The sequence below is a fragment of the Marinomonas sp. SBI8L genome (assembly GCF_001624705.1).
In the GTDB taxonomy this organism is placed as follows: Bacteria; Pseudomonadota; Gammaproteobacteria; order Pseudomonadales; family Marinomonadaceae; genus Marinomonas.
The window spans coordinates 204006-228037 of record NZ_JSEO01000005.1 but is presented as its reverse complement, the minus strand read 5'-3'; the positions used below and the strand labels follow the sequence as shown (position 1 = coordinate 228037).

The 24032-nt window shown below is 41.9% G+C and carries 20 protein-coding genes and 1 tRNA gene; 17 read left to right on the top strand and 4 right to left on the bottom strand.

Annotated elements, in window-relative coordinates:
• Positions 1 to 174 precede the first annotated feature (174 nt).
• Genes OA91_RS09385 through OA91_RS09375 form a run of 3 tightly spaced genes read left to right on the top strand, consistent with a single transcriptional unit; the run spans position 175 to position 2256 of the window.
• A complete protein-coding gene (locus OA91_RS09385) occupies positions 175 to 1533 on the top strand; it encodes a sodium-dependent transporter (protein WP_063338019.1) in 1359 nt (452 codons plus the stop codon).
• A gap of 2 nt (positions 1534 to 1535) precedes the next feature.
• Positions 1536 to 1967, top strand: coding sequence for a type II toxin-antitoxin system RatA family toxin (locus tag OA91_RS09380; RefSeq protein ID WP_063338018.1), 432 nt, complete (start codon positions 1536 to 1538; stop codon positions 1965 to 1967).
• Positions 1960 to 2256 carry an RnfH family protein gene (locus OA91_RS09375; protein ID WP_082827857.1) on the top strand — a complete coding sequence of 99 codons (297 nt, stop codon included), beginning with the start codon at positions 1960 to 1962 and terminating at the stop codon, positions 2254 to 2256. The genes OA91_RS09380 and OA91_RS09375 overlap by 8 nt, the downstream gene beginning before the upstream one ends.
• A 166-nt stretch (positions 2257 to 2422) precedes the next feature.
• Here the strand turns inward: OA91_RS09375 and OA91_RS09370 are convergent, their stop codons facing one another.
• A complete protein-coding gene (locus OA91_RS09370) occupies positions 2423 to 2740 on the bottom strand; it encodes an outer membrane protein assembly factor BamE (protein WP_046015738.1) in 318 nt (105 codons plus the stop codon).
• 70 nt (positions 2741 to 2810) lie between these two features.
• Between OA91_RS09370 and fur the strand changes: the two genes are divergently transcribed.
• A complete protein-coding gene (gene fur, locus OA91_RS09365; protein WP_046015739.1) occupies positions 2811 to 3218 on the top strand; it encodes a ferric iron uptake transcriptional regulator in 408 nt (135 codons plus the stop codon).
• Positions 3219 to 3870: 652 nt separating this feature from the next.
• Here the strand turns inward: fur and recN are convergent.
• On the bottom strand, positions 3871 to 5556 hold the full coding sequence (gene recN, locus OA91_RS09360) for a DNA repair protein RecN (protein ID WP_063338017.1): 1686 nt from the start codon (positions 5554 to 5556) through the stop codon (positions 3871 to 3873).
• 289 nt (positions 5557 to 5845) lie between these two features.
• On the opposite strand from recN, the gene grpE reads away from it, so the two are divergent.
• The 3 genes from grpE (at position 5846) to dnaJ (ending at position 9690) form a co-directional block, all read left to right on the top strand.
• Entirely contained in the window at positions 5846 to 6400 is a 555-nt protein-coding gene (grpE, locus tag OA91_RS09355) for a nucleotide exchange factor GrpE (protein WP_063338016.1), read from the top strand.
• A gap of 110 nt (positions 6401 to 6510) precedes the next feature.
• Positions 6511 to 8436 carry a molecular chaperone DnaK gene (dnaK, locus tag OA91_RS09350; protein WP_046015742.1) on the top strand — a complete coding sequence of 642 codons (1926 nt, stop codon included), beginning with the start codon at positions 6511 to 6513 and terminating at the stop codon, positions 8434 to 8436.
• A 126-nt stretch (positions 8437 to 8562) separates the two neighbouring features.
• Positions 8563 to 9690 (top strand): molecular chaperone DnaJ, encoded by a 1128-nt coding sequence (dnaJ, locus tag OA91_RS09345; protein WP_063338015.1) that lies wholly within the window; start codon positions 8563 to 8565, stop codon positions 9688 to 9690.
• 301 nt (positions 9691 to 9991) lie between these two features.
• Here the strand turns inward: dnaJ and OA91_RS09340 are convergent, their stop codons facing one another.
• A complete protein-coding gene (locus OA91_RS09340) occupies positions 9992 to 10438 on the bottom strand; it encodes a c-type cytochrome (RefSeq protein ID WP_231870346.1) in 447 nt (148 codons plus the stop codon).
• A 315-nt stretch (positions 10439 to 10753) separates the two neighbouring features.
• On the opposite strand from OA91_RS09340, the gene OA91_RS09335 reads away from it, so the two are divergent.
• From OA91_RS09335 to OA91_RS09320, 4 genes are all read left to right on the top strand, one after another.
• Positions 10754 to 13462 carry a bifunctional diguanylate cyclase/phosphodiesterase gene (locus OA91_RS09335; RefSeq protein WP_063338014.1) on the top strand — a complete coding sequence of 903 codons (2709 nt, stop codon included), beginning with the start codon at positions 10754 to 10756 and terminating at the stop codon, positions 13460 to 13462.
• 195 nt (positions 13463 to 13657) lie between these two features.
• Positions 13658 to 16504: an EAL domain-containing protein gene (locus tag OA91_RS09330; protein WP_063338013.1), complete on the top strand. Its 2847-nt coding sequence runs from the start codon at positions 13658 to 13660 to the stop codon at positions 16502 to 16504.
• 102 nt (positions 16505 to 16606) lie between these two features.
• A complete protein-coding gene (trxC, locus tag OA91_RS09325; RefSeq protein WP_063338012.1) occupies positions 16607 to 17044 on the top strand; it encodes a thioredoxin TrxC in 438 nt (145 codons plus the stop codon).
• A 158-nt stretch (positions 17045 to 17202) separates the two neighbouring features.
• A tRNA-Arg gene (locus OA91_RS09320) sits at positions 17203 to 17279 on the top strand.
• A 29-nt stretch (positions 17280 to 17308) separates the two neighbouring features.
• Here the strand turns inward: OA91_RS09320 and OA91_RS09315 are convergent.
• Complete coding sequence (locus OA91_RS09315; RefSeq protein WP_063338011.1) at positions 17309 to 17917, bottom strand: TetR/AcrR family transcriptional regulator; 609 nt, start codon at positions 17915 to 17917, stop codon at positions 17309 to 17311.
• A gap of 69 nt (positions 17918 to 17986) precedes the next feature.
• Between OA91_RS09315 and OA91_RS09310 the strand changes: the two genes are divergently transcribed.
• The 6 genes from OA91_RS09310 (at position 17987) to OA91_RS09280 (ending at position 23988) form a co-directional block, all read left to right on the top strand.
• Positions 17987 to 18442, top strand: coding sequence for a nuclear transport factor 2 family protein (locus tag OA91_RS09310; RefSeq protein ID WP_082827855.1), 456 nt, complete (start codon positions 17987 to 17989; stop codon positions 18440 to 18442).
• Complete coding sequence (locus OA91_RS09305) at positions 18439 to 19275, top strand: ergot alkaloid biosynthesis protein (protein WP_063338010.1); 837 nt, start codon at positions 18439 to 18441, stop codon at positions 19273 to 19275. Before OA91_RS09310 ends, OA91_RS09305 begins: the two co-directional genes overlap by 4 nt.
• 513 nt (positions 19276 to 19788) lie before the next feature.
• On the top strand, positions 19789 to 20829 hold the full coding sequence (locus tag OA91_RS09295; RefSeq protein ID WP_063338008.1) for a LacI family DNA-binding transcriptional regulator: 1041 nt from the start codon (positions 19789 to 19791) through the stop codon (positions 20827 to 20829).
• 78 nt (positions 20830 to 20907) lie between these two features.
• Positions 20908 to 22167: an ABC transporter substrate-binding protein gene (locus OA91_RS09290; RefSeq protein ID WP_063338007.1), complete on the top strand. Its 1260-nt coding sequence runs from the start codon at positions 20908 to 20910 to the stop codon at positions 22165 to 22167.
• Between the two features lie 115 nt (positions 22168 to 22282).
• Positions 22283 to 23131: a carbohydrate ABC transporter permease gene (locus OA91_RS09285; RefSeq protein WP_046015753.1), complete on the top strand. Its 849-nt coding sequence runs from the start codon at positions 22283 to 22285 to the stop codon at positions 23129 to 23131.
• Positions 23128 to 23988 carry a carbohydrate ABC transporter permease gene (locus OA91_RS09280; RefSeq protein WP_082827854.1) on the top strand — a complete coding sequence of 287 codons (861 nt, stop codon included), beginning with the start codon at positions 23128 to 23130 and terminating at the stop codon, positions 23986 to 23988. The genes OA91_RS09285 and OA91_RS09280 overlap by 4 nt, the downstream gene beginning before the upstream one ends.
• Positions 23989 to 24032: the final 44 nt, after the last annotated feature.

Genomic DNA, 24032 nt, shown 5'->3' with positions numbered 1-24032 from the left:
AAAATCCTATGCTTTTCTTGAGCTCAAGTCATTAATGTTAGAGAATTCGCGCTCGAATCTGTTTTTTATGGTTCGGCTCACTAATCGCTGGGTTTTTGTTGCTTATACTGAGTGTGTATGCTGAAACTGGCATTTATTTTATGATGTTTGTATTTCTGTAAAAGAGCAGGTGTTATGCCGAAAAATCGGTGTCTTCAAGGTATTTGGGCGAGCCCATGGGTGTTTATCTTTGCCGCAGCGGGTTCGGCTGTTGGTTTAGGGAACTTGTGGAAGTTTCCTTATATGATGGGTGAAAATGGTGGTGGTGCCTTTTTGTTTGTCTATATCTTATGCCTCTTGTTAGTAGGTTTACCTGTCTTGATTGCCGAAGTGGCATTGGGGCGTACGGTAAGATCTAACCCAATCGATACTGTTAATGATCTAAGTGAAAGACATATCGTCGCCAAAGCTTGGGTCGGCTTACCTTGGCTTGCAGGTGTGGTGGGCTTTTTAGTTTTCAGTTTTTACAGTGTTATCGCTGGTTGGTGCGTCTCTTATTTCAGGCGTGCGATTACGGGCGAGTTTAATGACATTACCTTGCCTAAATCTCAATTTATTTTTGACGAGATGCTAGCCAAGCCAGAAGAAATGGCGATTTGGAATAGTGTCTTTTTAGTGCTGGTTATTTTGGCTGTGGGCCAATCTGTAACCCGAGGCTTGGCTAAGCTCGTTAAATTCCTTTTGCCTGTTTTGGTTATTCTGCTTATCACCTTGTCTTTTTACTCTCTACAAGTGGGTGATGTACCGCAAACCATGGATTTCTTGTTTGGTTGGAAATGGTCTGATATCACTTTTGATGTGGTGTTGGCGGCGGTTGGACATGCTTTCTTTAGCTTAAGTGTCGGTATGGGTGCCATGTTTGCCTATGGCGCTTATATGAGCAAACACATGTCGATTGCTCGCGCATGTTCTATCGTGGTTGGATTAGACCTATTGGTTGCCCTGTTAGCCGGCCTTATTATCTTCCCGCTGGTCTTCTCCTATGAATTGAATGTGGCATCTGGCCCGAGTTTGACCTTTGTTTCCTTACCTATCGTATTTGGTGCCATTCAAGGCGGGCAGTTATTAGGTGGTTTGTTCTTCACCTTGATGATTATCGCAGCGCTAACATCCGCTATCTCAATGCTAGAGCTCTTTATTGCTTGGCTACATGAACGTTTTTCTATGGATAGGTTCAAAGCAGCAACCTTGTCAGTCACGGCTGCTTGGTTTTTAGGCCTTGCTGTTATCCTGTCATTTAATGATTGGTCTCATTACACCCTAATGGACATGAATTTATTCGAATTATTAGATGCGCTAACCAGCTTAGTGCTCTTACCTGTGAGCGCCATTTTATTGACCGTGCTAGTCGCTTGGTTTATTCCGCAAAATATGTGGGAGAAAGAGTTAATTACCCGTAATGCTAAGCATTTTGCTTGGTGGTATGTGACCCTTAAATATATCAGCTTGCCGGCTATGCTTTTGATCGCGGTAACTGGTTGGTTAGGAGCTTGAGTGTGACCCGTATTGAAAGATCAGCCTATGTCGCTTTTACGGCCGAGCAAATGTTCGACCTAGTAAATGATGTTCAGGCTTATCCTTTGTTTTTACCTGGCTGTAATAGCGCCAGTGTGATTTCACAAACAGAAGAAGAAATAGTGGCTTCTCTTGAAGTCAGTAAAGGCCCAGTTAAACAAAGTTTCACGACTCGCAATGTCTTAGTTAAAAATGAGCGTATTGAAATGAACTTGGTAAAGGGGCCTTTTAAAAAGTTACATGGGGTATGGCATTTTAGTGACTTGTCAGAAGGCAATTGCAAAATATCCCTCACAATCGATTTTGAATTAAGCGGCATGCTGAAGTTTGCTTTTGGTGGTGTTTTTAGCCAAGTGGCAGGCTCCATGGTAGATTCCTTTAGTAAGCGTGCAAAGGTGGTATACGGTGAATAAAACTATGCTTCGTGTGGAAGTGGCTTATGCCATGCCAGACAAACAAAAGATCGTGGTATTAGACGTAGAAGAGGGAACATCCGTTAAGGATGTGGTAATGCAGTCTAACATTGAAACCTTTTTTCCTGAGCTAGATAAAGCTAATGCTAAGCTAGGAATTTTTGGTAAAGCAGTGCGCAAACCAGAAGAACAAGAAATTAAGCAAGGTGAGCGTGTTGAGATTTACCGTGAGTTAACGGTTGACCCGAAAAGAGCCAGAGCAAACCGCGCAGCGAAAGGTTCGGAATAGTAATAAGCTTAAGAGGTTGGCAGTGATAGTGAGACTTATTCTCTTAAAACACTGGCAAGTTAGCTAAGAAGAACTAGCCTCTTGAGTAGGCTTGGTAAGAAAGTTGGATGAGACTGCATCTAGGGTTAGGCTAAGCAAGCCCAACCCAAAGCAAGAGGCTGGTAACTTAAAGGCCTTGTATCTCAATAAGTCTGCCTTGATCAAAGAACAAAACAAGTTCTGTGACTTCACTTTCAATGGTTGTTTCGTTGGCGTCGATGACACTAAAAACATATAACCATTCGTTAGGCTTGTAGAGGTCTCGTATCATGGGTGACCCAACCAAGTATTTTACTTGTGACTCTGTCATGCCAAGTTCTAACTGATTGACTTGTTGTAACTCTAGTACATTACCTTGGGCAACAGGTACCTTGTAGGCAGGTGGAAGTAGCCCACAAGCAGTCAAACTAAAAATACTAATTAATACGATAAAAAATTTATTCATTTGAATGATCCTAATTTAGATGTAGTAATGATAAAGTAAATGCAAATAAGGTTCGAATAGAGAATTACCTATGACTAGCGAAAATCAAGAATTAAAGAAAGCCGGACTCAAAGTCACCCTGCCTAGGGTAAAGATTTTGCAAATTTTGGAAAGCGCAGGTGAGCGCCACATGAGTGCGGACGATGTTTACCGTACCTTGTTGGAACAAGGCGAAGATGTGGGTCTTGCCACTGTTTACCGTGTATTGACCCAATTTGAGAATGCAGGCCTTGTTGTGCGTCATCATTTTGAAGCAGGCACAGCTGTTTTTGAAATCGCCAAAGGCGAGCACCACGACCATATGGTGTGCATGGATTCAGGTAAAGTCATTGAATTTTACGATCCTATTATTGAAAAACGCCAAAAAGAAATTGCTGCAGAGCATGGTTATGAAATCGAAGATCATAACCTAGTACTTTATGTACGCCCTAAAGACTAGGTCTTAGTCTTTTAACTTGGGGATAAGTTCACTAGTTATACCCAGGTAAAGCGTTAAGTTAAGAATATAGTGCGCCAGTCAAAGGATTGAGCTTGTTCGCCGTTGGGCAGATGGCGGATGAGGACTCATTAAAAGCCTCAGAAGATGCTCTCTTCTGGGGCTTTTTGCTTTCTGGCTTATGAGCTCGCTGTACATTGTCAAACGTCTCCTCAAAATACTCTCTGGCTTATGAGCTTGCTAATACTTCGTTAAACACTTCCTCAAAATGCTCATTTATAATTATAAACTCCGCTTTTTCGTTGGCGTTTGCCTCGTCTTAGCTTCGCTCATTGCGCCAGTGTAGGGTAAGTGAGGAACCTTTTGTTGAAACCTGATTCGACTTAGCTTCGATCGTTGCGCCAGTGTAGGGCGAAGGATAAGTGAGGCACCTTTTTGTTTAAACTTGATTCGTCTTAGCGTCGCTCATGGTGCCAGCAGGGCTGGGTGACTAGGTCATCAATTAAACTGATTCGTTATTGTGCAAGGTAGGAAGAAGGTAAATGTGTGATGAGGTTTAGTGAACAGGAAAAAGAAAGCATTCACTGAAAAGGGGTGTCAGTGAATGCTATGAAAGGTGTGCTTTGTTTGCTGTTTGTAGAAAGCTGGGCTTCTACTATTGCAGCTGGACATTGTTGAGCATTTCTCTGGCGTGAGCGAGCGTTTGTTCTGTAAGCTCAATACCGCCAAGTAGTCGGGCTATTTCTGTGGCTCTTTGATTTTCTCTAAGTTGTTGTACTTGAGAGCTGGTTTGTTTGTCTCTTACTTGTTTACTGACCATGAGGTGTTGGTTTCCTTGAGCGGCAACTTGGGCAAGGTGAGTCACGCAGAATACCTGTCCACGGGCGCCAACAGCGCGTAGCATACGACCGACCACTTCGGCGACACCGCCACTGATACCCACATCGACCTCATCAAAGATCAGAGTGGGTATGGTCGAGGTTTGAGCGGTAACAACCTGTATACCTAAGCTGATACGTGACAGCTCACCACCAGAGGCGACTTTACGAATAGCTTGTGCTGGTTGGCCTGGGTTGGAAGCTATCATGTATTCGATTTCTTCAAAGCCATTAGCGCTGACTTGTTCAAGAGGGCGACAATCAATATGGAAGCGAGCATGGGGCATGCCGAGTCCTCGTATCTGCCCTTCTACTTGTTTAGCGAGCTTGTCTTTTGCCTTAATACGTTTTTCTGTGAGTAAGGTGGCGAGATTAGTGAGGCTTTGATAAGCCTGCTCTTCTCTTTCTTGCAATTGTTCTAGGTTATCGCCATTACCGTTTAGCTTGTCTAATTCAAACTTGATATCAGCCGCGAGTTGCAGCAATTGCTCTGGTAATACCTTGTGCTTTCTCGCTGTGTCATAAATAAGCGTTAAACGCAATTCCACTTCCATTAAACGGCTAGGGTCTTGTTCTAGAGTGTCTTGATAAGACTGCAAACTGTCACTGGCTTCTTCTACTTGAATAATGGCTTCGTTCATTAGTTCTATAGATGTTGCTAATGTTTCAGGAGTGGGTTGTATCTTGGTGGCGCTTTGCAGGGCTTGATGTAGCATGCTGCGTACATTGTTGGTGTCATGTTCACTGAGAATCTGCAAGGCAAGGTAAGATTCTTGCTGTGCTTCGGCTATGTTGGATAAGAAGGCTTGCTCTTCTTCTAGTTCTTCAATTTCTTTCTCTTTTAATGCTAGTTGATCCATTTCTTGCTGTTGATAAGACAATAGCTGAATACGCGCTTCTTGATCGCTAGAACGGTTTTGACGCTCGGCTAACTCTTCTTTTAAGGCACGCCAATCCTGATAAGCCTGCTTTACTTTTTGAGTAAGTCCTGTGAGTTTGCCGAATTCATCTACCTGTAGACGTTGGGCAGATTTTTTCAAAAGAGATTGATGCTCATGTTGGCCATGAATATTAATAAGTTGAGAACTGACAAATTTAAGATCAGTTAGAGAACAAGGTCGGCCATTAATATAAGACTTAGAGCGACCTTCTTTCGTTACAACGCGACGTAGTATGCAATGTTGGTCGTGATCGGATGCACCTGTTTCTAAGTCATGCTCTTCTAGCCAGTTAATCACATTTGGATAGGCTTGAATGTCGAATGTTGCACTTATGTCTGCCTTGTTTTCACCATGCCTAACTACGCGGCTGTCTGTGCGTGCACCCAAGCAAAGTGATAGGGCATCAACCATAATAGATTTACCCGCACCTGTTTCCCCTGAAATTACCGTCATGCCCTGCTTTAGTTCTAATTCTAGAGACTCAACAATGGCAAAATTTTTAATCGCAATACTGGTTAACATGGGTCTCTCCTTGTTTAAAGCGGGTCGGTTAGGCGGATTTTGGCCTTGAATTTCAGATTTCTGCATTAAATTTGTACAAAGCATGTGTATTTATACAGTAGTTTTTGTTTTTTTGCCAAGAGAAGTAAAAATTAAAATAAGTTCATTTCTCCCTAAAATTTATGCGGTTTTACTATTGAAAGCTTTTTGAACGACCCCATATAGCTTTCAGATTAAAAAAACTTCTGTTATTTGGAAGTGAAATTAGAGCATTTATTTTAGTAATTCATCTTTATATACGGAGCAGAACGTGAGCGGTGAAGTAGATAATCAAGCCCAAGAAGGCGTGCTAGAAACAGCAGCAGAATTAGACGAAGTCTTACAAGAAGACCAAGTAGAAAACGTCCAAGAAGAGAATGCTGAACTAGTCGCAGCGTTAGCAAAAGTTGAAGAATATAAAGAAGCAGCATTACGTTCACATGCTGACGCACAAAACGTACGTCGCCGTGCCGAGCAAGATGTACAAAAAGCACATAAGTTTGGCTTAGAGAAATTTGCAAAAGACATTATCACTGTTGCAGATAACCTAGAGCGTGCTTTGGCATCTGCGGATAGCGATAACGATGCAATGCGTGAAGGTGTTGAACTAACGCTTAAATCTCTTCAAGAAACACTAACGCGCTTTGAAGTGATCGCACTTGATCCACATGGCGAACCTTTCAACCCAGAATTCCACCAAGCTATGACTATGGTGCCGAATCCTGAGATGGAACCAAACACTGTAATGGACGTAATCCAGAAGGGTTATACCCTACATGGACGCTTAATTCGTCCAGCTATGGTAGTGGTTTCTAGCGCGGCATAAAAAACTGTCAAAAAAATGACAGTATTTGCTTGAAATGCTCTAAAGCGTACCCAAATACAGAATTAACAACGAACAACTGAATTTAAAAATTTTACTGGAGAAGACAAACCATGGGCAAAATCATTGGTATCGACTTAGGAACAACAAACTCTTGTGTATCTGTTCTAGACAACGGCACTGCACGTGTAATCGAAAACGCTGAAGGCGATCGTACTACCCCATCAATTGTGGCTTACGCTGAAGACGGCGAAGTATTAGTGGGTCAGTCTGCAAAACGTCAAGCGGTAACAAACCCAACAAATACACTTTTCGCTGTTAAGCGTTTGATCGGTCGTCGTTTTAAAGATGACGTCGTTCAAAAAGACATCTCTATGGTGCCTTACAAAATTCTAGCGGCTGAAAACGGCGACGCTTGGGTTGAAGCGAAAGGTGAAGCGAAAGCGCCACCACAAATCTCTGCTGAAGTTTTGAAAAAAATGAAGAAAACAGCAGAAGACTTCCTAGGTGAAGGCGTATCAGAAGCAGTAATCACTGTACCTGCTTACTTCAACGACTCTCAGCGTCAAGCAACTAAAGATGCTGGTAAAATTGCTGGTCTAGAAGTTAAACGTATTATCAACGAACCAACTGCTGCTGCTTTGGCTTACGGCCTAGACAAGAGCACAGGTGATTCTACTATCGCTGTATACGACTTAGGTGGTGGTACTTTCGATATCTCTATCATCGAAATCGCTGATGTTGATGGCGAGAAGCAATTCGAAGTATTGGCAACAAATGGTGATACTTTCCTAGGTGGTGAAGATTTCGATATGCGTGTTATCGAGTTCTTGGCAGACGAGTTCAAAAAGCAGTCTGGCATCGATCTACACAACGATCCACTAGCGCTACAACGTTTGAAAGAAGCGGGTGAAAAAGCAAAAGTTGAGCTTTCTTCTGCAACTCAAACAGAAGTTAACCTACCTTACATCACTGCTGATGCAACAGGTCCTAAGCACTTAAACGTTAAGCTAACTCGTTCTAAGCTTGAGTCTCTAGTTGAAGAGCTAGTTGTTAACTCTCTTGCTCCAGTTCGCCAAGCGCTTAAAGATGCTGACTTAGAAGCGTCTGAAATCGACGAAGTTATCTTGGTTGGTGGTCAAACACGTATGCCATTGGTACAAACTAAAGTAACTGAATACTTCGGTAAAGAGCCACGTAAAGACGTGAACCCTGACGAAGCGGTTGCTATGGGTGCTTCTATCCAAGGTGCGGTACTAGCGGGTGATGTTAAAGACGTTCTACTACTAGACGTAACACCACTATCTTTGGGTATCGAGACTATGGGTGGCGTGATGACTGCTCTAATCGAGAAGAACACAACTATCCCAACTAAGAAATCTCAAGTTTTCTCAACAGCAGAAGACAACCAAAGCGCGGTAACTATCCACGCAGTACAGGGTGAGCGTAAACAAGCAGCGCAAAACAAATCTCTAGGTCGTTTTGACTTGGCTGAGATTCCACCAGCGCCACGTGGTGTGCCTCAAATCGAAGTTAGCTTCGACATCGATGCCAACGGTATCTTGAGTGTATCTGCTAAAGATAAAGCAACTGGTAAAGAGCAATCTATCGTCATCAAAGCCTCTTCTGGTCTAAGTGATGAAGAAGTAGAACAAATGGTTCAAGACGCTGAAGCGAATGCTGAAGAAGATCGCAAGTTCGAAGAGCTTGTACAAGTTCGCAACACAGCTGACGGAATGATCCACGCAACTCGTAAAACTTTGACTGATGCTGGCGACCAAGCAACTGCAGAAGAAAAAGAAGCAATCGAGAAAGCCATTGCTGATCTTGAAGAAGCATTGACTGCTAACGACAAAGACGAAATCGAAGCGAAAACAACTGCTTTGACTGAAGTATCTGGTTCTTTGGCTCAAAAAATGTACGAAAGTGCACAAGCTAATGAAGCAGCAGCTGGTGCAGCTGGCGCAGAAGAAGCCGCTCAGCCTCAAGACGATGCTGTAGATGCTGAATTTGAAGAAGTTAAAGACGAGAAAAAATAAGCCTGATACTAGACCTTTTAAGGACTAAATCGCGCTTTTGCAAAACACGGTCCTGTTACCGTGTTTTGCTGTTTTAACTTCTCTCAAAATGTTAATGATTGACCTTACTGCCCAGGAAATCCTGTTATGAGCAAAAGAGACTATTATGAGGTGCTTGGCGTCGAGCGTGGCGCAGATAAAAAGGAGATAAAGAAGAAATATCGCTCCTTAGCTAACAAGTACCACCCAGATAAAAACCCAGATAACGAAGAAGCACTCGAAAAATTTAAAGAGATTGCTGAAGCTTATGAAATCTTATCTTCGGAAGAAAAACGTGATGCCTATGACCGCTTCGGTCATGAAGGTGTAAGCGGCCAAGGTGGATTCGGTGGCGGTGGTCAAGGAGGCTTCAGCGATATCTTTGGTGATGTCTTTGGCGACATTTTTGGCGGTCAAGGTGGTGGTGGAAGCCGAGCACGTCGTGGTTCTGATTTAAGATACACGCTTGAGCTTGATCTTGAGCAAGCTGTTTGGGGTTGTGAAGAAAAGATTCGCATTCCAACACTAGTTGATTGTAAGCCATGTGACGGTACTGGTGCTAAGAAAGGTACTAAACCTAAGACGTGTCAGACCTGTAATGGTCAAGGCCAAGTGCGCATGTCGCAAGGCTTCTTCTCTGTACAACAGACTTGTCCTACCTGTCATGGTCAAGGTCAGGTTATCTCTGATCCTTGTACTAGTTGTCGTGGTCAAGGTCGTGTACAAGAGTACAAGACTCTGTCTGTTAAGATTCCTGCTGGTGTGGATACAGGTGACCGTATTCGTTTATCAGGTGAAGGTGAAGCGGGGGATCATGGGGCACCGTCTGGCGACTTGTTTGTACAGGTTTCGGTAAGACAGCATGCTATCTTCGAACGTGATGGTGCAAACTTGCATTGTGACGTGCCAATTAGCTTTGCAACGGCTGCATTAGGTGGCGAAATTGATGTTCCTACTTTAGATGGCCGTGTGCGCCTTAAAGTAACGCCTGAGTGTCAAACAGGTAAGTTGTTCCGTCTACGTAACAAAGGCGTTAAGCCTGTTCGTGGTGGCGCTGTTGGTGATTTGATCTGTCGTGTGACAGTGGAAACCCCCGTTAAACTGACTGAACGTCAAAAAGAATTGTTAAAAGAGTTGGAAGACACTATGTCTGATGGTGAAGAGCACTCTCATTCACCTAAGCAAAAGTCTTGGTTTGACGGTGTGAAAAACTTCTTTGATGACATCAAGAAGTAAGCATTAGCTCACGACAAACAAGCTCTCACAAAACCCGCTGTCTTTTTAGGTAGCGGGTTTTTTTATGCTCAAATCTCAAACTTTAATTTGAGCTGGAGAGGGGTATGTCGACATTAGCTGCTTTGTAACGCTTGCCTGTTCATAGGATAAATAGCGATGGATTGTATAGAGTTGTGAATACAATGCTGGGTAACGAACGAGGTGAGAGCTACGAAGGGAAGGAGTAGTACGTTGTGATTTGGTGTTTTTCAGGCAATAAAAAAGGAAGCCTAAGCCTCCTTTTTTATTCAGTGATTGCTTACTAGTTATTTTCTAACATGTAATCAATTGCACTTTTGATTTCGTCATCGCTACAGTCAGCACATGTACCACGAGCTGGCATGGCATTAAGACCGTTTAACGCGTTGCTTAGTAGAGATGCTTCACCTTTAGCTACACGAGGAGCCCAGTCATCAGCAGAACCGAATTTAGGCGCGCCAGCTACACCGATAGAGTGACAAGCTACGCAGAAAGTACCGTAAATAGATTCACCATCACGTGGGCCGTCAGAACCACCTGCAGCCGCTGCAGAAGCAACTTCACATTCTTCACCAGCAATACAAACTTGGCCAATAGGGGTAATACGTGCTGCAATTTCTTCTGAACTTTGGCCGTAAGCGCTAACAGTTGAGCTTAAAAGAGCAGAGAAGGTCGCAACACTTAGCAAAGCTAAGACCTTGCGGCTAAGAAAATTGGTTAACAAACTCACAATGGTTTCCCTCAATCAGAAATAGTGTACTTAAGAAATAATGTATTTATAGGTACATAAACGGAGGCAAGTATAGCGATAAAATGATCTGCTTGGAATAAAGCCTGTATTAGATTTGTGCAAAAGAGGTCATATATCAAAGAAAAGTATCTGAATTCTCAGCTATTATTAATGTATAACGGAAATGAGAATCATTCCATCTATTTTATCTTATCTCATTACCTTTTGTTACAGGGATTTGCTTAGGGAGAAGCTGACACCAGTGTTATAAAAATACTGAACCATGTTTCGTTTTAAGTAGTCGAAAGGCGATATATGTCATCTTTTTTAAGTACACTCAATCAAAAAGTTATATTGGCAGCCTTACTTTGCCTTCTGCCAAGCATTTTTATCTCCTTCAATAATGTGTGGAATACCTATAACACACAGCTATCAAAACTAAGGGGTGACACGGATTTCTTTGCGGAACAGATGATGAACCTCCAGCGTCAGCAGATTAACCGTGCTGAAAGCTATTTAAAGTCATTAGCGAACACTCCTGAGATTCTTTCTGGCCATACTCAAACCTGCCAAAACTTTTTAGCTCAGCAAGTTGAGTTAAACGATCTATTTTCCAATATAGGCTCGCCTCTGGTAACAGGCGAATTAACCTGTAATGGCACACCTTTAAATCGAGTGGTGAATGTAAAAGACAGGCCTTATATTCAAAAAGCCATTCAGCAAGCAAGTTTCTCTATTAGTAAGTTAATAGAAGACAGGGCAACCCATGCTTTAAGTATTAACCTTGCTCAGCCAGTATTTGATAAAACATCCGGTGAAATTACTCGTCTAGTGGTTGGGGTTTTACCTTTTGAGTGGTGGCAAAACCTGTTAAATGATGCCAATCATGAAAATCTGATGAGCTTTATTACTGATAAAGGCGGAAATGTTATCGCGCGTTTTGGGGAGAGATCCCCATTATTAGGCCAAACTTTTAATCCGGATTCAGACTTCAATAAGGACTTTGTTTTAGTCGAAAAACAGTTTGTTAGGGGAAATGCTAATCAGGATTTATCTTTAGCCTTTTGGGTGGCATTACCTAAACAGCAGGCTTATCAAGAGGCCAAAGGTGCGTTTATAAAAAGTGTTTTAATCATAATGATTGGCTTGCTTGTGTCAGGTCTTATTCTCGTTTTCTCGGCCAAGTTTTTATTTATCCGTCCTGTTTCGTCTTTATTAGACGAATTTGATTCCGGCACAAATTCTCACTCTTCAATTATGGGGATAGAAGATCTGGATGAAAGTATTAAACAAATTGCGTTAAGGCAGCAGCAAACTAAGCAGAACTTATCCTCTACTGAGCAGGAACTTATTCAGGCTTATCATAAGCAAGATATGATCTTAAAAAGCGTTTCAGTTGGTATCGTGGAATTAGATAAAGCGTTAAATGTTTTATCATTTAGTCGTCGTTGTCAGTCTTATTATCGTGTTTTAGAAAAAGATATTAAAAATTGTCACCTAGATGCTTTAAATGAATTAACTTATTTTTATCAGGTGAATGATTTCCAATCTATTTATCAAGCTTTAGAAGAGCAGAATAAAGATGTCATCGAAGTGATTAGTCGCACTGATCGTAAAATGACTCAATACAGTGATGCTAGCACCATGTACTTTAAATGGGCGATCAGTCGAGTGAACTTTGAAGGTTCTGAAGCCCACTGGGTTGCTGTGGTTGAAGACATGACAGAGCATCAACTCAAGCAGGAAAACTTAGCAGAAAGAGCCTCCACGGACTGGCTAACCAAGTTGCCAAATCGCTATGCCATTATGAAGATGATAGATGACGCTATCAGGCGAGATTCAAACACTGGTTTTACCTTGGCTTTATTTGATTTAAATGGCTTCAAACTTATTAATGATAGCTTTGGCCATGATGTAGGTGATGCGCTCATTATTGCCTTATCTCAACGGATGGAAAGCTTACTACTTGATGATGAACATATAGGTCGTTTAGGGGGAGACGAATTTTTGCTCTACCTACCAAGACGACAAGCAATCAATCGTATCCAGTTTTTACAGCATTGCTTTTTTGAACCGATTGAAGTCATGGAGCGTACCTTTAACTGTAGCGCCAGCGCAGGTATTTCGGTTTATCCTAAAAATGGCAATGATGCCCTTGGTTTGATTCGTTGTGCTGATTTAGCCATGTATGAAGCGAAGCAAAGTACCAAAAATGACAGTGTTTATTATGATACTGAGCTAGAGAAAAAAAGTATCAAGCGCTATGAAATTGAAAGTGCGATCCGTTATGCCTTATCCAATAACGAGTTTAAGCTACATTATCAACCTGTGGTGAATCCGACAAATAATGAAATTCTGAGTGTCGAGGCTTTAATTCGTTGGCACTCATTAAGCCAGGGAACCATCTCACCTGCTGTCTTTATTCCTATTGCAGAAGAATCTGGTTATATCAACCTGATTGGTCACTTTGTCCTTGAGCAGGTTCTGGAAGATTTGCCTCAGCTTAAACAGATTTATGGTGAGAAGGTTTGCATCAATATGAACCTTTCGCCTCATCAATTAAAAGATGCCATTTTAATTGAAAGGCTGACGACACTTGCTGAGCAAGAAGAGAAGGTGAACTCTTTAATCTTAGAAATTACCGAAAGCACCCTGGTTGATGAAGAGGCTGTGCTTTGCTTAAGACAGTTGCAAATATTAGGTTACAAGATTGCCTTGGATGATTTTGGTACAGGCTTCTCAAGTTTGAGCCATATTGCCAAGATGCCAATTCATATTCTGAAAATAGATCAAAGTTTTATTTCACAATCCAAACATTCTGATCGAGACCTTATATTGTTAAAAAATATTATTACCATGGCGCGAGATTTGGAATTAAAAATTATTGCTGAAGGTGTGGAATATAGTGACCAAGCAAATCAGCTAATTGAGTTTGGTTGTTTCCATATGCAGGGTTATTTGTATGCTAGGCCTAAACCCCTTGAGGAATTGGATTTGAACTGTATGAAGGGCACAGAAAATTAATTAAGTGAGGTTTGAGATCAAACAAATAGGATAAATAAACTGTCATCACTTTTTGGTGATTTTTTATTGTTTTAAATTTGCAGTGACTTTGATAGTTTTGAACATGATTGAGCTGAACAAGGATTAGCTTAATTGCATATGGGATATTAACTTTGCTAATGTAATGCATCTTTTAAGCGGTAGGAGACCCAATAAGTGCAGCTAAACTCTAAGGTAAGTAAAAAAATATTACTCGCATTATTAGTTTGTGTATTACCTGGAGTTATTCTTTCATTTAATAATGTTTGGCGTACTTATCAGTCTCATTTACAAAGCCTTAATGGCGATGCTAACTTCTTTGCCGATCAACTTATCGTGCAGCAAACCGCCAAAATACAGCAGGCTAAGTACTTTCTGACAGAGTTAAGTCAGTTCCCCGAAATTCAAAACCCACATTACTCTGGCTGTAAGGTACTGCTCGAACGGCAACTTCATCTTATCCCTATTTTTACCAGTATTGGTGTACCTACTCCAACTGGTGAGCTAATTTGTAGTGCCAGTTTAGATGGTGACCTTAATTTTTCAGCTAACAAACCTTATTTTGAAAATGCCATTCGTTATCGTAATCTCACCATCAGTAATTTAGACCGAGATGGGATTGATCACGAGCTGCATATCCACATGGCCTACCCCATTGAAGATAAAAAAGGCAATGACCTCTTGGGGGTTGCTGTTGGCTCCATGTCCTTTTCATGGTGGCAGGAAAGCTTAGCCGAATTTGAAAAAACAAATGGCCAAGTTCTTGCCTTTATTACCGATGAAAGCAATAAGGTAGTGGCAAGTTACGGGGAGTTCGCGCCGAGTGAAGGTGATGAGCTACCCAAGCAATATCAAGCATCTTACAAGCAAGATTACGACCTACTTGATGGCGCCTTGCAAAGTGTTGATATATCAGACAACCATTATATTTTTGCCCAACGTAACCTTATTAGAGCCAATGAGAACTCAGAATTGTCTCTGACATTTTGGGTCGCTTTACCAAGTGAAAAAGGCTACCAAGCCGCTCTGCATGATCTGGTGAGTGATATTACGCTAATCCTGATAGGCCTTATGGTGTCTTGCTTTCTGCTTTGGATGTTTGCGCGTTTTATCATAATGAACCCAATGGCGAGCTTATTGGCTGAGTTTTCAAACAAGTCCTCAGACAAGGGTAAACAGCTTTCTATTCATCAACTTGATGACAGTATCAGACAGATTCTCAAGCAGCAAAAAAATACCGCCAAGCATTTATCCGTCACAGAACAGCAATTGATACTGGCTTATCAAAAACAGGATCTCATCCTAAACAGCGCCTCTGTCGGTATTATTGAGTTTGATCAAGATATTCAGATTCTGTCTTATTCGCAGCGTTGTCAGGAATTCTTCCAAGTCACAGAAGAGCAAATACAACATAGCCACTTATCCGCTTTAGCTATGTATGCAGGTAGCCGCCAATGTAATGAGTTTGACCCCTTATTAGAACGTTTTGACAGTCATGGGGATAAAGACTTTATCTTGGTAACCAAGAGTTTGCGTGGCCGACAGCAAGAACCAGAAGAACTCTATTTTAAATGGCATCTAACTCGGGTTGAATCTGAAGCGTCTCAAACAAAATGGGTCGCGGTTATTGAGGATGCCACAGAGCAAGAAAATGTGAAGCGCTCACTCTCAGAAAGAGCTAGTCATGACTGGCTAACCAAGTTACCTAATCGTTATTCAGCGATGGGCTCCATCGAAGACTCAATTAAATCGCCTTATGTAGATCAGTTCTATCTTGTCTTATTTGACCTAAATGGCTTCAAACTCATTAATGATACCTTTGGACATGATGTGGGTGATGCCCTGCTAATTGGCTTGTCGGAGAGAATGAACTCACTGTTAGAACCAAACGAGCGTTTAGCTCGTTTTGGTGGTGATGAGTTTTTACTCTTTATCCCTGGCCAACAGTTATTGTCACGAATTAACTTTCTACATAAAGAGATCTTTGCCTCTATCAGAATTCAAAATAGAGATTTCCATTGTGCTGCCAGTGCCGGTATCGCGGTTTATCCAAAAGATGGTACAGATACCATGACCTTGATAAAACGTGCTGACCTTGCCATGTACGAAGCTAAGCATAAGCAGTCGATTGATTGCGTGTGCTATCGCCCTGAAATGGAAAACCAAGGGGTCGAAAGGTATGAGATGGAAAGCGCATTACGCTATGCCTATGATCATGATGAATTTAGTTTGAATTATCAGCCCGTGGTGAACCCTGGTCAAAAGCGTATTATGAGCGTTGAGGCGCTGATTCGTTGGCAATCTGCTTCTAAAGGCTGGGTTGGGCCAGATAAATTTATCACTGTGGCAGAAGAGATGGGCTTGATAAACCAGATTGGTTTATGGGTGATAAAGCAAGCACTGTCTGATCTTGAAGAGGTTAAGCGCATCTTTGGAGAAGAGGTCTGCATCAATGTAAACCTTTCTCCCCATCAACTTAAAAACTCAGCGTTAACTAATGAGCTTGTGGCATTAGCCGAACAAAAACCTAGCCTGATGAATAATCTCATCTTAGAAGTGACAGAAAACGTATTAATTAATGATGCGTCTGTAGATCGCATTTATAAATTGCGTAAAGCAGGTTATCGCATTGCGCTAGATGACTTTGGTACTGGCTTCTCAAGCTTGAGTCACATTGCCCGAATGCCAATTGATATCTTAAAAATTGACCAAAGTTTTATTGCTCGATTTGATGACAGTGAAAGGGACAGACTGCTGCTTAAAAACATAGTGGCGATGGCGAAAGATTTAGACCTTCACATAGTTGCAGAAGGCATAGAAAGTGAGCATCAGGCGAACCAGTTAGCTGATATGGGTTGTCCAAATATGCAGGGTTATTTCTTCTCTAAACCGAAAGCACTCAATGACTTCGAAGCAAGCTTTGCTTTGGGTTACTCACTTGATTCGGTTGAGCAAGGTACGTCGACTGCCCAGAGCAAAAAAGTTACACAAACGATTGAAGGTGAAGTGGAAGTTGTGGATTAAGTGCTCAAACCTAGCCGTTTAAACTGGGCTGTTTTTAGCCAGAGCTTTAAGGTTAAATGGATCTCTCAACCCTTTGTACCTTATTAGGCGATAAAATTAACCATGACTGATTCTACACATCTAGTGTGCCAAGCGTGCTTAGCCGTCAACCGTATTCCAAGCTCACGCCTTGCTGACTCTCCAAAATGCGGTAAGTGCCAGACTCCTATCTTTAATGCTAAGCCTATTGATTTAACCGCAGAAAATTACCAAAAACATTTACAGCGTAACGATGTGCCTGTACTCGTGGATTTTTGGGCGCCCTGGTGTGGTCCTTGTAAAATGATGGGGCCGCAATTTGAGCAGGCTGCAGGTCAATTAGAGCCTAAGGTTCGTCTTGCTAAAGTGAATACAGAAGCCGAGCAACAGCTAGGTGCTCAGTTGAATATTCGTAGTATTCCGACCTTGATTATTTTTAAAGGTGGCAAAGAAATCGCACGTCACTCCGGCGCTATGGTTGCTGCAGACATTATCAAGTGGACGCTAAGCTATACGGGTTAAAAACTGAATGAAATAACAAACCTAGCCAAAATGAGTGGTGCTTCTCATAAGCAGCCACTCATTTGAGAAATGACTGAATAAGTTCTGGTAACTATTAGATATTTCATTAAAATACCCTGCACTTAAGCTCATTCTCATTTAGAGTTTAACTGCACCATGCGCCCGTAGCTCAGCTGGATAGAGCGTCGCCCTCCGGAGGCGAAGGCCGGAGGTTCGAATCCTCTCGGGCGTGCCATTTTCTTAGATACAACCTTTTCCCAGCGTTTACTTTTTTAATACCTTTAGAATTAATTCAGTCAGCTCATGTAAATATTGGGTATTTGCACGATTCTTGGTGATTATCATGCGCCAATAAATCATGCTGCCGAGTAAGTCTAATATCATCTCAATATTAGTATCTTGGCTAATCTCATTGCGCTCGATCGCTCTTTGAATGAGCGTTTCACCACTTTGCCTTCTTTGTATTTGTACATTGCCTCTTATCGCTTGTGTGAGGGTTGGGTTACGTCCCATTTCAGCATGTAAATCAGGTAGGATTCGTTTAATCTTCCTATGTCTCAGTAAACGTCTAAGTTGCTTAAGTAACTGAAAAATATCTTCTTTTAAACTTCCCGTGTCGGGGATGTATATGAGGTCAGTACCTACTTTATTGACTAACTCAGTGACCAACTCGAATTTTGAAGGCCAGCGTCTATAGATGGCTGCTTTACCGACACCCGCTCTTTTCGCGACAGATTCAAGTGAAATAGAGGCATAACCTTTCTCTACCCATTCTTCGAATAGTGCTTTTTCTATGGCTAACGTAACGGACTCTTGTTTTAGCGCTGCACCACTTAGTTTTCGTTTTTTATCATCGATACTCTTGCGTTCCATCGTAAATTCACTATAGTTTATTTAATTCAATGATACGCAATCGTTCCGACGTAATGCAAGGGGAATAAAATGAAACATACTGAGCAAGTCATAGATGGCTTTTCTAGCATGCTGAAAAAAGCATTGGGTACCAAGTTAGACCCAAGCGCTAACCATTTTTTGGATATGGTGTCTGATGATATTGAAATGGAATTCCCATATGCCCATGAAGGCTGTATCAAGCGTATAAATGGGCGCTCTGACTTAGAGCGTTATCTCACAAAGGTCGCGAGTTTGATTCAGTTTGAATCTATGGGTGAGCCATTAGTTCATCATACGTTAAATGAAAATACCGTCATTATTGAATTTACCTGTAAAGGAGTAGGGGTCAAAACAGGTAATCCATACGATCAAAGCTACATTTCTGTCATTACCTTGGAACAAGGCAGAATTAAACGTTATCAGGATTACTGGAACCCACTCATCGTAGCTTCTGCATTGGGTGATGTAAGCGAACTAAGTGATATTGGAGGTGATTTAAAATGACAGTATTAGTGACAGGGGGAACAGGAAAAACAGGTAGCAGGATAGCGCAACGCCTTATCGCATTAGATCAAGATGTACGAGTTGCTTCCCGCTCAAATAGCGCTTTTAAAGGAGCGCAAAGTGTTCAGTTTGATTGGTACGATGATCGAACGTTTGCTGAGGCTGTGGAAGGTGTGCAGAGTGTCTATCTACTTGCCCCTGCGAATGAACCAGAGCCATTAGAGGCTATGAAACCTTTTATTGACTATATGCTTGCTTATGGCGTCAAGCGCTTTGTTTTACTAAGTGCTTCATCTTTGCCTAAAGGTGGTGTCATGATGGGAGCCGTGCATGCTTATCTCGAAGACGTTGCGCCTGAGTGGGCTGTTTTAAGGCCTACATGGTTTATGCAAAACTTTTCTGAACAACAGCACCTGTATACGATTAATGATGACTGTTGTTTTTATTCAGCGACAGGTGATGGGAGAGTGCCTTTTATTGATGTGAACGACATTGCAAATGTTGCGGTGGAGGCTTTAATCAGTGATGAAGCTTTGAACCGTGATCTGATTTTAACTGGCCCACGTGCGTTGACTTATGATGAAGTCGCAATGATCATTTCAAAGGTAAGTGGTAAGCAAATAATGCATGTAAAACTCTCGGAGAGTGCTTTAATAGAGCGCTTTGAGCATAACGGCATGGCTCAAATTTACGCTCAAGCATTAGCTAAAATGGATACAGGCATTTCGCAAGGGTCTGAAAACAATGTGACAAACGAAGTGGCTAATTTGACTCAGATAGCACCAAATAGCTTTGATGTATTCGCTCAATCTGTTGCTAAAGTGTGGCAATAGGTTTGCACTCTTTTATAGCAAAAAATGTACTTTTTGTTGGCTGAATAGGGTTTTTTCTAAACCGCTTAGCCTGGTTTTAGGATGATAAAAAAGTACTTTTTTGCTTACTTTGTTGCAGATATAGCTAAAATATCTCTTCGTATAATTTAATAGTCTAAAGCTGAAAATGACCGCAAAATGCCTTTCAGTCAAGCTAGTGTTATTTCTCTCCTTGCCCTTATTCATCTGGCTTGAATCTGCTATCTTACTCTTCTGAATTAACTGCTTGTTACTCATGATGATTTCTATGTCTTAGAGTCACTGAATACTTGGCTTTAAGTCAATTTTGACGCGTATTTTTAATACGAGAGAAGCGATATTTTGAGCATAAAATACAGGTGATGAACGAACCAAAATCTAGCATCGAAGAGCATCTTTTTGGTGCGAGTTAGAAAAAAATATTGAACATCCGAAACGTTTTGGTTTATATTTATCCAAATCGTTTCGGATTGATTTGAAACGAAAGAGGTTGAGATGGAAAAGAAAAAGAAGAAAGCCACATTAAAATCAATTGCACAGCATTTGAATATTTCAGTAACAACCGTGTCTAGGGCGTTGTCTGGATACAATGATGTGAATGCGCAAACTCGTCAGCAAATTCAAGAAGCCGCAGATCTCTTGGGTTATGTGCCGAACTTAGCGGCCCGTAGATTAGTGACGGGTAAAAGCGATGCAATTGGTATTTTATTGCCTGTTTCCTATGGAGACATGCGAGATCACTTCTTGAGCCATTTTTTATTGCACTTTGGTCAATCTCTTTACGCACACAATCCGAATTTAGATTTAATTGTTTCCTATGCCCCAGAAGGGGAGAAGGAGCTGGCAACATACCAACGCTTTATTGATAGTCAGAGAGTAGATGCTTTTGTCGTTCTTAGGTCTCGCATGGATGACGCTAGGGTCGAGTTATTAAAAGAGCAAAAAGTGCCATTTGTTACCCATGGTCGTACTCAATGTTCTGATGATCATAACTGGATAGATACAGATGCCAGAGCAGGTTTTGACCTTGCGACACAAAGCTTGATTGATAAAGGTCATCAAAGAATCACCTTATTGAACTTGCCAGAAAGAATGTTTACTTCTCACTTGCGAGTGGAAGGGTATGAAGATGCGATTGCACGTGCTGGATTAGAATCAAGCATACATACCATGGAAATGAATGATGAGATCCCTTACCAAGTCGCCTTAGATTTATTAAAAGCGGACAAGGCGCCGACAGGCTTTGTTTGTGCCTCAGATGTGATTGCTCATCAGGTGGTTAAAGCGGCGAAAGAGCTTGGTATTGATCCTTGTAAAGATATTCAAATTATTGGTTGTGATGATCTTCCCCTCTCACATTTAGGGGATCCAACTATCTCTACTTTGAGAACTTCTCTGGATGATCATAGCCAGGCCATTATTAAAATTTTGCAATCGGAATTGAATGGTCAGATTTTTATTCCGAGAAATAAGTTAATCAATTACGAATTAGTAGAACGCCAAACCAGCAATCAAGCATTTTCGCCTGATGGCTAGTCTGAATCTGGCTTTAACCTGAGTTAGGGCCTTTAAAAAGTCGCTTGTGCGATTTAAAGAAATGATAGGACTTTAAAAATGATAAAAAAAATAATTTTGCCAATCTTATTAGGATCTTCCATTGCTTCGGCAAGTGAGGTCGTTTTTTATTCGACTCAAGCCAATCCCTTGAAAGAAGCGGATGCCATGCGAAATGATGTACTCATCAATTTTGATGGTGACGTGAAATTCCTTCCACAAGAAGCCGGGCCATTCTTTTCTCGTATCGAAGCTGAATCTCGTTCCAACTCAGTTTCTTTGGGTGTATTAGGTGCACTGCATGGCCAGTTCCCTCAAATCCAAGGATCACTAGATTCCATTGATGATGTACTAGCCAGCGTGCCAAAAATTAAAGCCAACAACACCATGAGTGAACTGGGTAAGTTGGGCGCTAGCGAACAAAAATATATCCCTTGGATGCAAGCAACCTACATAATGGCGGCGAACAAAAAAGCCCTACCTTATTTACCAAAAGGGGCTGATGTTAACGCTTTAACCTATGATGAGCTTGCGACTTGGGCTGCTAATATTAAAGAAGCAACAGGTAAAGCGAAACTTGGTTTTCCTGCGGGTGAAAAAGGCCTGATGCACCGCTTCTTACAAGGTTATTTATACCCTTCATTTACTAACTCTGTTGTGACTGATTTCCGTGGCGACGATGCTAAAGCTATGTGGCAATGGTTCCGTGATCTTTGGCAAGATGTTAACCCAAGATCAACGGCTTATAACTTGATGCAAGAGCCGTTACTGACTGAAGAAGTTTGGATTGCCTTCGATCATACCGCACGTTTAAAAGATGCATTTGACCAAAGGCCAGATGACTTTATCGCTTTCCCAGCCCCTTCTGCTAAAGCTGGCCGTGGTTTCATGCCTGTTATTGCAGGTCTAGCGATTCCTAAAGGAACGCCAGATAGAGCGGCTTCTGCTGAATTGATTAAGTACCTGTCTGAGCCAGAAGTGCAAATCAGAACCCTTAGAGCAACCGGTTTCTATCCTATCGCTGACGTTGAGCTACCGGCTGACCTGCCTGCCAATGTAAGAATTGCAGGTAAAGCGATTGCCACTCAAGCGGGTTCACCAGATGCCTTGCCATCTATGCTTCCTGTTGGTTTAGGTGATCTAAGTGGTAAGTTTAGTAAAACCTATAAAGATACCTTCCAACAAATCGTTTTGCGTAATGCCAACATAGACAAGATCCTTGATCGTCAGGCGACAGTCTTGAAAACCATCATGGTAAGTGCCAACGCACCTTGCTGGGCACCAGACAAGCCAAGTAATGGTGTATGTCCAGTTAACTGATTTCTTAAGTAAGTTGCGATTCTCGTCTCACATTTAAATTGTTTTCTCCTCATGTTGAGGCGGGAAGGACTTTTTGCACCTTCCTTAAGTGTTTAAATAGATTTCAGGATGCCCTATGAATAGTAAGACATACCCTTATTTGCTGATTGCTCCGAGTATCTTATTTTTACTCGCTTTCTTTATTTACCCTTTTATCGAAGTCTTTTTACAGGCCTTCACCACCAGTGATGGTGAGCTAGGTTTGGCAAACTTCGATACCATTTTTAATGACTTTAATTTCTTACCTTCATTAAGCAATACCCTGATCCTTGCATTAGTGGTAGTACCGACTCAGCTATGTATGGCGGTTGGTATGTCTTTAATGATCTCTAAGATGAAAAAGGGACGCGATACCGTACTTTATATCTGGACCATCCCGCTTGGTATTTCAGATTTGGCGGCGGGTATCGTTTGGTTAGCCTTGCTTGATCAGAACGGTTTCCTGAATAGTTTCTTATTCTCTGTTGGTATTATTGATGGGCCAGAGAGTTGGCTTAACTACAATAATCCTGTGGCTATCTTTGCCGCCATAGTGTTTGCCGAAATCTGGCGTGCGACAGCGATTCTGCTAGTCATCATTGTTTCCGGTATTGGTCTGATTCCGAAAGAATACTATGAAGCAGCAGAAATCTTTGGTGCTAATGCCTGGGTGCGTTTATGGAAAGTAACCCTACCTCTATTAAGACCTAGTCTACAAACGGCTTTGATTCTACGGACCTTGTTAGCCTTCGAAGTCTTTGCCGTTGTCATGCTACTAGGCGGAACCAATATGCCTGTCTTGATGGGTGAAGCCTTCAACTGGGCGTTTGAATATCGAGATGCGGGTGCTGCTGCCGCTTATGCTGTGGTGATTTTGGGCTTATCGATTGTTTTCACTTTGTTTTATCTAAAAGTATTACATGTGCCTAAGGAGGCCCAAGTATGAGCCAGTTTGAGCAAGATGCATTGTTAGAAAAAGAAATGCTTGCCGCAAATAAACGCAAAAAAGCTTGGCGTTGGTTATTTATCAGTGGCACTGCTTTTATGGTGTCTTGGATAGTATTTCCGATTTACCTCTTGGTTGTTAGCGCATTAAGTTCTGCTGAAGTGGTAAATGGTTGGCCAAAGGCATTTGTGCCTGAGTTCGACATGGAAACCATGGCCTTCTTTATGAACTACTACGGTGTGCTAGATGCCTTAAAGAACTCCTTGATCGCTGCCGTTTTCACCATGGTGATTTCGATTGGATTAGGTACACCTGCGGGTTATGCCTTGGCTCGTTTTGAGTTTCGCGGAAAGAACACATTTAGGTTACTTATCCTATTAACCCGTGCTTTCCCTATGCCTTTGCTGGCATTACCTCTGGCCGTTATTTTTATCAATATTGGCCTTGATGACACCTTGTTTGGTTTATCTCTGGTACACGCCGCTTTGGCCTTGCCATTTGCCGTTTTGATTACTTCAAGTTTGTTTATGGGGATTCCCGTTGAGCTTGAAGAGGCGGCTTGGGTATTAGGTTGTAACCGCTGGCAAGCGTTTGTCAAAGTCGTTATGCCTTTGGCGCTACCGGGTCTGACTGCGTCTGCTGTCTTTGCCTTTGTTATTTCTTGGAATGAGGTGTTCGCCGCGGCGGTATTGACCATCAATAACCAAACACTGACGGCTTTCTTGGTACAAAGTTTGTCTTCCTCTCCCGCAGAAGTGAAGTTCGCAGGGGGGCTGATTTTGATCGTACCGGCCATTCTCTTCTTATTCGTTGTTAGAAAGTATTTATTCAGTATGTGGGGGATCGCAAACCGCTAAATGAACCGCTTTTTACCATATTGATATGTATTTTTAGGAATGAC